We start from the raw sequence: 14415 nt of genomic DNA on the forward strand, positions 1-14415 counted from the left end.
CGCCAAGATCCTGCGCCGATCAACAAGCCCGTCCGGCGGCCGCCCACGCCGGCCGCCAGCCTTCCCGCATTCCTAAAAAGAGATTATCGATGACGACTTCTTCTATTCCCAGCCAGCACTGGACCGCCCAGCTCGACGCGGCGCTTCCGGCCGCAAACATCCCCACCCTGCTGATGATGCTGGTGCACCTGACCGGCAACAGGCGCTGGCTGTCGGAGCGCTATCAGTGCACGCATATCCGCGGCATCGACGACCACGACAGCGGCGGCCTGGCCACCGATGTCCAGCAGGAAGTCCGCGACGCCGCCCGCGACGCCGTGCTGGCCTGGAAAGCGGGCCGGCCGGCCGCCCTGCCCGCTCCCGAACTGGCGCAGCTGCTCGACATGCTGCAGCGGAGCGTCGGCGAGGCGGTGCCGGCCTCGTACGGGCCGATGGTGGGCGCATGGCTGGGCCTGGACCCCGAATTCCAGATCGACCAGAAGGAACAGTACCGGGCGCTGAAAGCATTCCACGTGGTCGTGATCGGCGCCGGCGTGGCGGGGCTTTGCGCGTCCATCCGGCTGCACGGCGCCGGCATAGCGCACACGGTGATCGAGAAAAATGCGGAGGTCGGCGGCACCTGGTATGAGAACCGCTATCCCGGCGCCGGGGTGGACACGCCCAACCACATCTACTCGTATTCGTTTGCGAAGGCAGACTGGACGCGCTACTTTGCGCTGCGCGAAGAGATCCAGGCCTACTTCGTCGAGGTGTCCCACCGGTTTGGCGTGCGCCCGCATATCCGCTTCAACACCAAGGTGGACTCCGCCGTCTACGACGAGGAATCGATGGCGTGGACGGTGCGCGTGACCGGCGCGGATGGCAGGACGGAGGCATTGCGGGCCAATGTCGTCATCAGCGCGGTGGGCCTGCTCAGCGTGCCCAAGATGCCCGACCTCGAGGGCCTGGACACCTTCGCGGGGCCCTGTTTCCACAGCGCCCGGTGGCCGGAAGGACTCGATGTGCGCGGCAAGCGCGTGGCCATCATCGGCAACGGTGCGAGCGCAATGCAGATCGTGCCGGCCATTGCGCCCGATGTGGCGCAGCTCACGGTGTTCCAGCGCTCGAAGCAATGGGCAGCGCCGTTCGAGCGCTTCCAGAAACCGGTTCCGGCCGCGGCGCGCTTCCTGCTGAAGGAGCTGCCGTTCTACCAGCAATGGTATCGGCAGCGTCTCGCGTGGATCTTCAACGACCGGATCCACGCGTCGCTGCAGATCGACCCCGAATGGCCACATCCCGAGCGGGCCATCAACCGGCGCAATGACAAGCACCGCGAATTCTTCATCGATTACGTGAAGGCCGAACTCGGCGACAAGCAGGAACTGCTGGGGGACGTGCTGCCCAACTATCCGCCATTCGGCAAGCGCATGCTGATGGACAATGGCTGGTTCCGCACGGCGACGCGGGACAATGTGCGCATCGTCAACGAGGGCATCGACAAAATAGAGCCCAACGCCGTGGTCACGAAGGACGGGCAGCGTATCGAGGCGGACATCCTGGTCGTGTGCACCGGCTTCGACGCGGTGAACCTGCTGTCCTCGTTCACGCTGCTCGGGCGCGGCGGCCGCAATGTCCGCGAACACTGGGATGCCGAGGGCGCGCAGGCCTATCTGGGCGTGGCCACGCCCGACTTCCCCAATTTCTTCATGCTGGCCGGACCGAATACCGCGCTCGGACACGGCGGCAGCGTGGTGGCGCTGCTCGAGACCCAGGTGCAGTACGTGATGTCGCTGCTCAAGGCGGCGCTCCAGGATTACGGGCAGCATTTCGAGATCGAGGTGCGCAGGGACATCCACGATGCCTACAACGGCCGCGTGCAGGACGCGCATGCAAAAATGATCTGGACCCACAAGGGCATGTCGAACTGGTATCGCAACAGCAAAGGGCGCGTCGTGGCGCCGACGCCGTTCCGCAATGACGACTACTGGCACATGACGCGCAACTCCGGCCTCGCCGACTATGTGATTAGCGGCGGCGCAGCGAAACCTCCGGGCGGCGGCCGGGAGCGGGTCGCGGGAGAGGCGTCATGACTGCGCCGCATGTGTTGAATGACGGCGCCAGCCGCCACGCGCAGAAGCGCGAGCCCGGCCCGCACATGCTCAGCGGCCTGCGCATCCTCGACCTCGGCACGATGGTCGCCGGTCCGGTCGCGGCCACGCTCTTCGGCGACTTCGGCGCCGAGGTGATCAAGGTGGAAGTCCCGCGCCGCGGCGACACGGTGCGCGACCTCGGCCCGTTCGTGGGCGGCAAGTGCCTGTACTGGAGCGTGGAGAACCGCAACAAGAAATCGATCACGCTGGACCTGCGCAAGCCCGAGGGCCGCGAACTGCTGCTGCGGCTGGTCGAGGAAGCCGACGCCGTCGTGGAGAACTTCCGGCCCGGCACGCTCGAGAAGTGGGGACTGGGCTGGGAGGACATGAAGGCGCGCAATCCCGGCCTGATCCTGCTGCGCATCTCCGGCTTCGGGCAGACCGGCCCGTACCGCGAGCGGGCCGGCTACGACCGCATTGCGCTGGCGTTCGGCGGCCTGATGGGCATCACGGGATTCCCGGACCGGCCGCCGGTGCGCATCGGCACGTCCATCGCGGATTACCAGTCAGCCATCCTGGGCGCGTTCTCGCTGATGATGGCTATCTACCATCGCGACCTCCATGGCGGCGAAGGCCAGCAGATCGACCTCGCGATGTACGAGTCGATCATCCGCTTCACCGAAGTCCTGGTGCCGGCCTATGACCGTCTCGGCACCGTGCGCGAACGCCGCGGCAACACGCATTTCGCCGCGGCGCCCGGCGAGCATTTCCGCACGTCGGACGGACGCTACGTCATCCTGACCGTCTCGGCGGACGCCGGATTCAAGCGGCTCGCCGGCGTGATGGGCCGCCACGACTGGCTGACCGATCCGCGCTTCGCGACGCATGAGCAGCGCTGGCAGCATGTCGACGAACTTAACTCGGCCCTGGCCGCGTGGATCGAAAACCAGCCGGTCGATGAACTCTGCGCGCGGCTGGACGACGCCAGGCTCGCATACTCGTTCATCTACAGCATCGAGGACATCATGAACGATCCGCACTACCGGGCGCGCGGAACCATCGTTTCGGTGCCGGATGCGGAAATCGGTCCCGTCAAAATGGCCGGCGTGGTGCCGAAATTCCCGGACCGGGAGGAAAAGGCCATCGAGCCGGCGCCGGACCTGGGCCAGCACAATCACGAGATCTATTGCGGCCTGCTCGGCTTGTCCGACGCGGAACTGGCGGCGCTGACCGAAGCGGAAGTGATATGACCCGCGCCCTCGTGCTTGGCGGCGGCGGCGTCGCCGGCATCGCCTGGGCCACCGGGATCGCGGCGGGCCTGGCCCGCTCCGGCGCCGACATCGGCCAGGCCGCCGTCATCGTCGGCACGTCGGCCGGCTCGGTCGTCGGCGCGCAGCTTGCCTGCGACGTCGATATCGAGACCATGCTGGCGCAGCAGCTGGCGCCGCCGGCCGGCTCGCGCGAACAGCTGCGGCCGTACTCGCAGCGGGAGGCGGACGCGCGCAACCGCCAGTTGATGGACAAGGTCGGCGGCTACCTGAGGGCGGCGCGCAAGCGCATCGGCGCCCATGCGCTGCGCAGCCAGACGCCGCCGCTCGCCGAGCGCCGCGCGATCGTCGCCGCGCGGCTGCCCCAGTCCGACTGGCCCGCGCGCGCGCTGCGCGTGGTGGCGGTCGAGACCGCCACGGGCGACCACGCGGTGTTCGACCGCGGCAGCGGCGTCGACTTCATCGATGCGATTGCCGCCAGCTGCGCGGTGCCCGGCACATGGCCGGCCGTGCCGATTAATGGCCGGGCGTGGATGGACGGCGGCATCCGCTCGCTGAGCAATGCCGATCTCGCCGCGCCGGCGCACTGCGTGCTGGTGATTGCGCCGCTGGGCTACGCGGAAGGCAATCCTGTCAGCGGCCATCTGCGGGCGGAAGTGCGCGCGTTGGAAGAAGGTGGCGCAAGGGTCGCCGTCATCGTTCCTGATGCGCGCTCCATCGACGCCATGACGGACAATGTGCTCGATCCCGCGCGTTGCGCGCCGAGCGCCGAGGCCGGCATCGCGCAGGCGCTGCGCATCGCGCCGGAGATTGCTTCGTTCTGGAATGACGGTGCGGCAACGTGTTGACGCTGGCGCCGGGACTGGCGAATGTCCGGGGACCGGAAGCCGCGTGTGGTTTGCAGTGCTGTCGGTTCAAGGCGTCCGCCCTGCGGGTAAGCGGATGAAGCTATCCATCAAAGTCGATCTGCCCGGAACACCCGACAAGATGCGTTTTTCAAGTGGGGCCTGCAAATAAGGCCGCAGCCTGATCTAAACCCCAAGTCATGGCGGCCCGGATGAGATCGACGGTTCCCCTTCGTCTACGTGGTTCGCAGGCTCGCAGGGTGTAATAAGCGTAGCGCATTACACCATCGGCCAATCAGCAATCTTCGCCTGTTCGCAACGAATGGTGTAATACACTTTCGATTATTACAGCCTACGGAGTTTCATAGCGGCCTTGTGAACCGGGATTGGTACAAGCGGAAGCATGCCTCATGAATCGAAGACGATCGTCCGCAGCATACGCGTAGTCGCCGGAAATGATGTAACCATGCGATGGTGCGTTCAATAACGTGGTGTACAAACATTTCGAGCCGAGCAGGTTGCGCTATTTCTGGATACTGCCTGGCCCGACCTGTTTTCCGCCATGGGATAACAGGGTCTGGAACATGGAATGCGCGGATTGCATAGCCTTGCTGGCGGCCTGATAAGCCTGCTGGCCGCGCACCAGATTTGCGACTTCCTCATCCGGACTCAAACCCGACACCGACTGCTGCTTGGCTATAGCCGCCGACAGCGCATTGACTGCCACTGCGGTAGCCACCCTGATCTCAACCGCCTTGCCGCCGATCGCGCTCACCATGCTGGAGTGCGATTCCTGCAGGCTGCTTGTCTTGCCGTCCAGGACGGAAGCGCTTTGCAGTGCACGCAATGCCAGCGCATTGCGATTGTCGCTGCCGCCAGCGCCTTTCTCGAAACTGAACGTGTCGCCATCGGCTGGCGCCCCCGAGGCCGAGAAGGAGATGCCGCCGAAGGAAATGACCGCGCCCGGCGTATATGGCACCGGCACACCGGGCCCATAGACGATTGCTTCCTTCTCGGTGGTGACTGTCACCGTCAACGGGATGGGAAAGCCGGAAAACGATTTCGTGGCTGCCGAATAGGCGATCGTGGCTGGCACCGGCGCCTGTATGGCAAACTTTGGCGCAGGCGGCGCAGCGGTGTCGTCGATGATCGCCGAGACGCCGCCAAAGCTCATTATTTCCCCGGACCGATATGGTACGGACTGGCCAGCCGGGTAAATCGTGGTGCCAGCACCATTTGTCACGCTGACCGGCATATCGGAAGGGAAACCTGACAACGTGCCTTCGCCGCTCGAGTACATCAGCTCGACCGGCTTGCCGAGCAGCGTGCCCGATTGGGTCGTTGGCGCCGTGATTGCGCCAGTGCCTGCGTTTCGGCTGCCAGCCGAAGCCAATGCAGCGCCGCCGGCAGCGATGTCGTTCGCACTGTTGATCGCCACGCGCATGTCCCGAGCGCCATTGACGGTGGGCTGGACCAGGAAGGAGTCGCCGTTTCTCGGTGTCCCCTGGACGCTGAACTCGATGCCGTCGGCTACCATGCCGCCTGCTGCGACTGGATTGAATGTGGTGACGTTACCGTCGGACAAGCGCGTGAGCGTATAGGCCGCCTGCAGCGTATCCTCGTACTGCAGCCGGTAGTTGGAGCTTGTCAGCGCAGTCACATCGGTAATTGCCGCACCGGCAACGGCGTCGCCGCCGTTACGCGCATCGATCTTGACAACCGGCCTGGCCACGTCGAAAAAGTCGCTGCCCGGATCGCCCGTTGCGGTCGCACCCTTGGCATGCTGCTCGTTGAAAGTCACGCCAACTGCGATGGCGGTACGCCCCAGCGAGTTCTGGGCGGTGTCGAGCGTTCCGGCCCGAAATTCCATCAATCCACCCAGCGAGCCGCCGGCCAGCAGCTTTTCATCAAGCAGCGAGGTGGCGCCGGTGGAGGATTTGTAGCCGACTTCCGTGCTGGAAGAGTCTGCCGGGGACGGCGCGGTAAAGAGCGACGCGGCATTGCTACCGATGACCAGGGACTGCCCCGAGCTGATATAGACGTCATAGTTGCTATCCTGTTTGACGACCGACACCTTGACCTGCTTGCTGAGTGCCAAGATGGCCTTATCGCGCGCATCCAGCAAGTCAGTGGACGCCTTGCCGGCCTTGCTTTCTGCGGACGTGATGGCCTTGTTGAGCGTTGCCACCCGTTCCGACTGGATATTGATGTCGTCAACGCTGGCCCGAATCCGCGAATTGACGTCAAGGCGCAGGTCGTGCAGCCGGCTGGAGATGGCGTCGAAGCGCGACACCATGGCGTGGCCGCTTGAAATCATCTGCTGACGCGCAGACGTGTCGTTCGCATCGCTTGCCACCGCCTGTACCCCGGCAAAGAAATCCTGCATGACAGGAGAGATGGCGGCCTGTGGATTGGCCAAGATATTGTTGATCTGGTCTATATTGTCCTTGTAGGTGGAGAGCTGGCTGTTGGTGGTTTCCGCCGCCCGTACCTGGTCGGTCAGGAACTCGCTGTACACCCGCCTGAGGTTGGCAACCTCGCTGCCCTTGCCAACGAATCCGGCACCGGTATCCTCTGTGCCAACGGAGGCGGTCTCCGTCACCTGCCGGCTGTAGCCCGTCGCCGACGCATTTGCAATGCTATGCCCGGTCGCGGCTAGTCCGACCGACGTGGAATTCAATGCACTCGAACCGATGTTCGGAATACTCATGATCTTCACCTACATGGATTGTCATCATCATTAACGGCATCGATAGCAAAAACTTAATTGTTATTCGACAACACACGAGAAATTAATGATTGCCCAATAGCTGTGCTGATAGGCGTTCCACGCGAGTGGAGCAGTTTCCAGAATAAACCTTTAACCCGCCGTTCGGCCGGTCTGCCTCGCTGCGCGAACATCCCGCGCGAAGATCTTGCATAAAAGTATGCGCCGCCCTTTCCCTTGCATCCTGGATGAGGCACGCCTGCAGCGGCTAAGGCACCGCCAGCGCCGTTGCTATCGACTCCGGGAGAGCGCCCGATACTCTTCCGAACGCTTCGTGTCGCCGATTTCGCTGTACAGAACAGAAAGATTATGCGCTGCCAAAAAGCTGCCCCTTCCCATGACGGTGCCGTCGAGGTCGGGGCAGTCGCCCAAGCGCAGGCACTGTAACCAGCTCGTTTCGGCGATGGGCAATAACCGCTCCAACGCCAGGTCGGGCCGCGTTGCCGCGTAATCCAGATGCACGTCTCCCGTAACGAAAAAGAAGTCTGGTGAATGCTGCCAGTTATCGTATTCACTCTCGATGACGCTAATGGCCAGCTCATGCAATTGCAACTTCTTTAACGTGTAGATCGTTCTGATTACCAGATCGTGCCGATAGGACTGGTAACCAGGAGTGTTTTGCATGGATAAACTGTAATAATGCAAGGCAGACTCGAAGTCACGCTTGATCTCCAGCTCCTTCCCCGCCTGATACAAAAGATAGCCGTCGTCGGGCGACTCCTCCAGCGCCATGGCAAGCAGCGCGTCATTGCGGCCCGCCTTGCTGTCCAGTTGCTGTTTCCGGTAGCCGTCATGCCCTACCCGAATTTCGAGACGCTTACGCGGCAAGGTCGAGTCCACCTGTTCGTGAATGCGCCCGGCGTAACCTACGCCGGCCGGTAGAAGGCGCGATATCCAGTTGGTGCTGGTTTCCACAGTGCCGGCCAGATCGAAGCTACTGGCGACCGGAAGCGTTCCGACAAAGCCGCCAGCGGCAGGAAGCGCTTCCCGCAAGCCGTGTGGCACAGCCACGATCCACTCATCCGCGTCCAGTACCAGGTTCCAGTGCGCATCCGAATATGCAAGCGCGACATTGCGGGCCGCTGCAAAGTCGTCGATCCACACGAAAGAATGGACCTGCGCGCCCAGGTCGCGCGCGATAGCCATGGTGTCGTCGGTGGAGCCGGTATCGAGCAAGATGATCTTGTCGACCATTCCCGCTGCGCTTTGCAGGCAGCGGGCTATGCAGTGGGCTTCGTTGCGGGCGATGACCACCAAAGCCAGTGTGATTTGCGCAGCGCTGCTGCCAGTCGGGCTATGTGGGAACTGCGAGTTGAGCGGACTTGCTGCCATAGATGTTCTCGATTCGATCGCCAAGGCCGATGGCATTGGCCGGCGTGGCCAGGATCGCCATTCTCGCCTGTATCAGCGGCGTCGACTATTTTTTTGGCGGCAAGGATCTACCGTATGAAGATTGCCTAGCTGAGCCTTTGATGACCGGCGAGGGAGCCGTGGGCTGCGGGTGAAAAAGACAGTGTGAACGTCCACTTCGGCGCGGCAAGGTTCGGCTGCAACCCTATCATGCGCGAAACGGACCGCCAGGCAAACCATCAAGCTGGTGCGCGACACGCGCCAGTTGACGATAGGACTGGAGATCGCCGGCTTCGCCGCGCATCATGAGTTTTTATAAAGAGCCGCGAGCTGCTGAGAAACCGCGTTCGACTGCGCCTGCATTCCCGACAGTTTGGCGTCGAGTGCGGAATACTGGGTGTACAGATTCTTTTCCTTGGCATTGAGCCGGGTTTGCATATCCGCTTCCCGCGCGGTGACTGTCTTCAGACTTGCACTGAGGCCGTCAGTACGGCTTGTAAGGACACCGTTATCGCCAAGAATCTGGGTTGCTATGTTCGTGAGCCTCGTACCAATCCCGCCTGTTCCTGTAAACACCTGTGTAATCGCAGTCGGATCAGCGGTCATAGCCTTGGACAGCTTGCTGTCGTCGACCGACATCGAACCATCGCTCTTGAACATGATGCCCAGCGACGCCAGGGTATTGAAACCAGTCACGCCGGGAACGGCGCCTGTCATCTGTGACCGCACATTGTTCAGTATGGTGCGCGCACCGGAGTCGCCGGTCAGTGCGGAGGCGGTTTTGGTGGCCGCATCATAAGCCGTCAGCTTCTTGATTGTGGAATTGAGGGCACTGACCGCTGTGGCGAAGGCAGTAATGTTCGATTTGACGGTCGAGTCGTCGCGGGTGACGTTCACCTTGATCGGATCGGCACTGACCGCGCTGAGCGTGAGCGTCACACCCGAGATGGCATCGCTGACCGTATTGGACGGCTTGGTAACGGCAATGCCGTCAACGATAAAATTCGCATCTTGCGCTGCCTGATGTGCCGCCGCCTTGCTGCTGTCGAAGATGTCCAGCGCGCCGCCGGCGGTGATCGTGACGGCATTGGCTTCGCCAGTCTTTTGCCCGGTCACGACCAGATGATTGATTTTGCCGTCATTGACGATGGTGGCGGAAACGCCTGCATTCGCCTTGTTGATCGCCTGGGCGATGCCCTGCATCGAGGTGTCAGCAGTCGAGATATTGACCGGAGTCCCGCTGCCCACCTGGATTGACATCGTGCCGCTGCCAATCTGGGTGGAGGCACTGGCCAAGCCGTCAAACTGCTGCCGGTCGGCGCGCGCCAGCTGCTGCACGGTGATGGAATAACTGCCGGATACCGCGGTGCCGCCAGCGGACACGCCAAGGGTGGTCGGGGCGCTCGATACCGCCGTTTGCGCATTCAGGGCATCCACCGTGAGTTTGCTCAACGCCGTCTTGAACGTGTCCATGGCGCTCTTGATCTGCCCATAAGCGGACAACTGGGCGTTGTACTTGGTTTCCTTTTCTTTTAAAGCGTTTAGCGGTGCTTTTTCGACAGCCATCAATTGCGACACGATGCCGCTGACATCAAGGGTAGAACTTACCGTCAAGCCTGCCATAACCACTCCTCCAGGATCCGAACAACAACTGTCTTTTGGGCGAACCACGCCATTCGAGCCATTTTATGTCGCATTGCAAATCGGAAGCAATTGCGAATAAGTAACGTTTACGGGCCTTATTCACCGTATCGGGCCGCTGAAACGACGACAGGCATGTCTCCATGCCTGTCACTTTGGCCCGACTGATTTCCGGGCCCGGAGCCACGTCGATTAACGCAGCAGGGAGAGCACGCTGTTCGGTGCGCTGTTTGCCTGGGCCAGCATAGCCGTACCAGCCTGCTGCAGGATGTTGCCGCGGGTCATGTTAGCGGTTTCCGCAGCGAAGTCGGTGTCCATAATCCGGGACTTGGCTGCCGACTGGTTCTCAACCGAGATCTGCAGGTTGCCGATCACCGACTCGAAACGGTTCTGAACTGCACCGAAGTTTGCACGTTCCTTGTTGATCTCGGTCAAGCCCTTGTCGATCGCGTCGATCGCCGTTTTCGAGTTGGTGTTATTCGCGCCGTCGATCTTGATCGCACCTGCAACTGCTGCCGTGGTGTCGGTCAGGGCATTGGTCTTCACGTCGATCTGGTCGGTAGCTGCATTAGTGCCTGCGCCGACCTGGAAGGTATGCACACCAGCCACGCCGCCGCCGGTGCCGAGAACGTCACCGCCGTTGAACTTGGTACCTTGCAGACGGGTCACTTCAGCTTGCAGTTGCGCGAATTCTGTTTGCAGATTGTCACGGTCGCCAGAGGTGTTCGTATCATTGGCAGACTGAACAGCGAGGTCACGCATACGCTGCATTGCGTCGGTCATCTTCGACAGGGCGCCTTCACCGGTCTGAGCGAACGAGATGGCATCATTGGCGTTACGCAGTGCGACCGTGCTGCCGCGGATTTGCGAGTCCATGCGGGTGGCGATAGCCAGGCCTGCAGCGTCGTCTTTTGCACTGTTGACGCGCAGGCCGGACGACAGGCGCTGCATCGACGTTGCTTGGGCACCAGCAGAAGCAGCCAGGTTACGTTGGGCGTTGAGGGACGAAATGTTGGTGTTGATAACGGCCATGGTCTTGCTCCTTAAAATGATTGAATAAACCCGAGGGTTTTGTCCGGTGCCAGCGTTATGCTAGGCAGTTGAACCTTTTACGGGTGCTTTGAAAATTCCTTTAGCGAAAAATGATGTTTTTCATGAGAAACATTAAAAAAGATGGTTTTTAGGAAAAATGGCGTTCTGAGTATAAAGATTGACAACAATCGGCCGTCATTCGCCGCCCGCACCCCTGATGAAAAACTGCCGGATCGGACGCATCAGCGCGTCTGCGCGTTCATCTCCGGCGTTTCCAGGTCGGCAACGACCGGGGGAATGTGGTCTAAAACCTGCCGCCCTACCATCAGCTTTCAAAAAAAACTGGGGAAAACCGCGAGCGGATGTCCTGGGACGAGGATGCGCACTCTTTGCCAAGCATATGGCGCACACCTTCAAGGTCACTCGCGCAACATGATGCTCAACGGCGGCGCGCCCGGAACTCTTCCATGAACGACACCAGGGTCTCCACCGCAGAAATCGTCAACCCATTGTAGAGGGACGCCCGGATGCCGCCGACGCTGCGGTGGCCGGCGAGTCCCGACATGCCGGCGTGTGCCGCGGCGGCCAGGAATTGCGACTCTAACTCCGGAGAAGACAGGGTGAACGCCACATTCATCTTGGAGCGGTCGCTTCGATGCGCGCGCGCCTGATAGAAATCGCAACTGCGGTCAAGCGCCTGGTAGAGCATGTCCGCCTTGGCAGTATTGATGCGGTCCATTGCGTCAAGCCCGCCGATCTCGTCGCGCAGCCAGCGGGTGACCAGCAGGATGACGTAAATGGCGAACACCGGCGGCGTATTGAAAATCGAGTGCGCCTTGATCTGGGCGCGGTAGTCGAGAAAACCGGGCAAGTCGGTCGGCGCGCCATCCAGCAGCTCATCCTTGACAACGACCACGGTGACACCGGCCGGGCCGATGTTCTTCTGCGCGTGCGCGTAGATCAGCGAAAACCGATCGAACTCGCCCGGGCCGGCCAGGAAGTCCGAAGACATGTCGCATATCCGCGGCACGTCGTCGCGCCCAATGACACGGTGGAACTGCAGGCCTTCCACAGTTTCGTTCGACGCATAGTGCAGGTAAGGCGCGTCGACACTGAAATCGAGTTCATCGTCCTTCGGCAGCCGGGTAAAGCCCATGTCCTCGCCGCTCCAGAGCATCCGCACTGGCCCTTCGCGCTGCGCTTCCGGGATGGCCTTGCCGGTCCAGTAACCCGTATGCAGGTATTCGGCAGCATATTCCTTTCCTCGCAAAAGCGTCATCGGCACCATCGAAAACTGCTGTGTGGCGCCGCCCTGGAGGAACAGGACGTGATAATTTGACGAAAGTCCCATCAGGCTGCGGATATTCGATTCCAGCTCGGCCACCACGCCGGCGAACCAGTCCGAGCGGTGGCTGATGCCCAGAATGGACAAGCCCACTTCCGGCACCGCAATAATCGATTCCTGCACCTGCTGCAAGACGCTTTCAGGCAGCGCACCGGGGCCGCCGGAAAAGTTCAGGCTGTTGCGGCGATTGGCCGGTGAGGAAATCATGGGCAGTCGATCGATTTTCATAAGGGCGAGCATAGCTCGTCGCCCGCATGCCCATTCTCGAAAACAAGAGGGTATTCATTACGTTGATTTCGGCATGCCGGCAGCCATAGGTAAACGGGTGCAATTGGCTTTTAACGCCTTGCTGAATCGACCGGCGTATCCGAGCACATTGTAATCAGGTACGAGTTGAAAAATTGTCAGCATCATCCACACACGGTTGCACAAGTAAATCTGCGTCAGCCTTGACAGTCGTGGCGCCGTTTTCCCCGCGCAGCCGAGCAGCCCGCAAAGGACGTACCCCAAAGCTGGCGAAGCCAACAAGTTCAAGGCCAGGCTGACCGGAAAATTGTCCGCTCGAAAGGCTATTGCCCGTGCCTGCCGCCGTCATTGCAGCAGGATTTGTAAGCACTTCCCAACAGATGCCATCGGAAACGGTCGCCGCTGTTGCCGTTATTTGGATCGATCCGCCTCAGCTGATAGATAATCCCCCATTATCTATTTCATGCTGGCGCCGATCGCTGGCCAGCGAACCCATCATGACCGAATTCGTCGAGAATACCTACCAGCCGCTTGGCATGGCCGCGATCATGCGCCATGCCTTCAGTGGCGAGAGCATGCTGCCGCTGTCGGACAAGATCATTGCCCATCTCAACACCTGGCAGGAAGATGCCAATGCGATGATGGACCTGTCGCTGATTTTGCAGATGACCGGGCACCACGATGTGGGTATGGCCATGCTGAATCAGGCCTTGTCGCTGCAGCAGGTGTTTACGCCCATTCCAGCCAGGCCCGGCCAGCTCCGGGTGACGGTGTTCATGGCGGCTGGCGACCTGATGGCGAATACACCGATCGAGCTGCTGGTCGAAAATAGCGACATCGCTCTGACGCTCGTCTATATCGGCGAGAACATTCCGGTCGTGAAGGACCTGCCGCCTTGCGACCTGATGTTTACCGCCGTCGGCCATGCGCCTGAGAACGCCGCAGTGCTATCCAGGTTGGCCCAGACTCTAGGCCATTACCCGCAAGCGTACGACATCGTGAATCACCCGGAGCGTATCGCCATGCTTGCGCGCGACAGTGCCAGCAAGCTGCTGCGCGACATACCGGGGCTTATAATGCCGCCGACCGTACTGGCCCAACGTCATGCCCTGACTGTGATCGCCGCAGGCGAACAGCGCCTGGAGATGGTATCGCCGGGCGTGGACTTCCCGGTGATCATCCGCCCGGCAAACTCGCATGCCGGAAAGGACCTCGAAAGGATTGACGCCGCGCCCGAGCTGGCGGCCTACCTTGCGGTTGTCCAAGCAGACGATTTCTACATCGCGCCTTTCATCGACTACAGCAGCGCCGACGGCCAATTCCGGAAATACCGGGTCATTCTGGTGGAGGGCAGGCCCTTCCTGGCGCACGTGGGAATCTCGTCTCACTGGATGGTCCACTACCTCAATGCCGGCATGGCGGAGAACGCCGAAAAGCGCACCGAGGAAGCCAGGACGATGGAATCCTTCGGTACCGGCTTTTCTCTGCGCCACGGGGCTGCATTGGCCGCCGTTGCGGAACGCACGCAGCTTGCCTATGTCGGCGTCGACTGCGCCGAGACGCGGGAAGGCAAGCTGCTGATCTTCGAAGTGGACAGCAACATGGTGGTGCATGACCTTGATTCGCCCGAGCTCTATCCGTACAAGCATGCGCATATGCAGAAACTATTTTCCGCATTCGAAGGCATGTTGAAGGCCCAGTCGCAATCTCGTTGAGCCGCGGATAACAAGCTGGCGTGATTCCATGTAATCGTGCGCATTTACTGCCGTGCCCGATACCGCCGGCTCCGCAACTTGATCCTTCCGGGCTCATTGGAGCGAACGCAGTCTGCTCCAATGAGCCTGCCAGCGGC

At 61.2% G+C, this 14415-nt stretch carries 9 protein-coding genes; 4 read left to right on the forward strand and 5 right to left on the reverse strand.

Features of this window, described 5'->3' with window-relative positions; translation table 11 throughout:
* The first annotated feature begins 89 nt into the window (after window positions 1-89).
* The 3 genes from QOL82_RS24320 to QOL82_RS24330 are packed head-to-tail and all read left to right on the forward strand — an operon-like array spanning window position 90 to window position 4185.
* The gene (locus tag QOL82_RS24320) at window positions 90-2069 is read left to right on the forward strand and encodes a flavin-containing monooxygenase (RefSeq protein WP_283444900.1); all 1980 of its coding nucleotides are present in this window, start codon (window positions 90-92) and stop codon (window positions 2067-2069) included.
* Window positions 2066-3319 (forward strand): CaiB/BaiF CoA transferase family protein, encoded by a 1254-nt coding sequence (locus QOL82_RS24325; protein WP_283444901.1) that lies wholly within the window; start codon window positions 2066-2068, stop codon window positions 3317-3319. Before QOL82_RS24320 ends, QOL82_RS24325 begins: the two co-directional genes overlap by 4 nt.
* The gene (locus tag QOL82_RS24330) at window positions 3316-4185 is read left to right on the forward strand and encodes a patatin-like phospholipase family protein (protein WP_283444902.1); all 870 of its coding nucleotides are present in this window, start codon (window positions 3316-3318) and stop codon (window positions 4183-4185) included. Before QOL82_RS24325 ends, QOL82_RS24330 begins: the two co-directional genes overlap by 4 nt.
* A 520-nt stretch (window positions 4186-4705) precedes the next feature.
* Here QOL82_RS24330 and flgK read toward each other — a convergent pair.
* From flgK to QOL82_RS24355, 5 genes are all read right to left on the reverse strand, one after another.
* Window positions 4706-6892: a flagellar hook-associated protein FlgK gene (gene flgK / locus QOL82_RS24335; protein ID WP_283444903.1), complete on the reverse strand. Its 2187-nt coding sequence runs from the start codon at window positions 6890-6892 to the stop codon at window positions 4706-4708.
* Between the two features lie 288 nt (window positions 6893-7180).
* Window positions 7181-8281: a glycosyltransferase family 2 protein gene (locus QOL82_RS24340; protein WP_283444904.1), complete on the reverse strand. Its 1101-nt coding sequence runs from the start codon at window positions 8279-8281 to the stop codon at window positions 7181-7183.
* Between the two features lie 321 nt (window positions 8282-8602).
* Window positions 8603-9922: a flagellar filament capping protein FliD gene (gene fliD, locus QOL82_RS24345; RefSeq protein WP_283444905.1), complete on the reverse strand. Its 1320-nt coding sequence runs from the start codon at window positions 9920-9922 to the stop codon at window positions 8603-8605.
* Window positions 9923-10132: 210 nt separating this feature from the next.
* Entirely contained in the window at window positions 10133-10972 is an 840-nt protein-coding gene (locus QOL82_RS24350) for a flagellin N-terminal helical domain-containing protein (RefSeq protein ID WP_283444906.1), read from the reverse strand.
* 439 nt (window positions 10973-11411) lie between these two features.
* Complete coding sequence (locus QOL82_RS24355; protein WP_283444907.1) at window positions 11412-12524, reverse strand: phosphoserine transaminase; 1113 nt, start codon at window positions 12522-12524, stop codon at window positions 11412-11414.
* 371 nt (window positions 12525-12895) lie between these two features.
* Between QOL82_RS24355 and QOL82_RS24360 the strand changes: the two genes are divergently transcribed.
* Window positions 12896-14278: an ATP-grasp domain-containing protein gene (locus QOL82_RS24360; RefSeq protein WP_283444908.1), complete on the forward strand. Its 1383-nt coding sequence runs from the start codon at window positions 12896-12898 to the stop codon at window positions 14276-14278.
* Window positions 14279-14415: the final 137 nt, after the last annotated feature.

The sequence above is a fragment of the Noviherbaspirillum suwonense genome (assembly GCF_900182955.1).
Classification (GTDB): domain Bacteria; phylum Pseudomonadota; class Gammaproteobacteria; order Burkholderiales; family Burkholderiaceae_D; genus Noviherbaspirillum_A; species Noviherbaspirillum_A suwonense.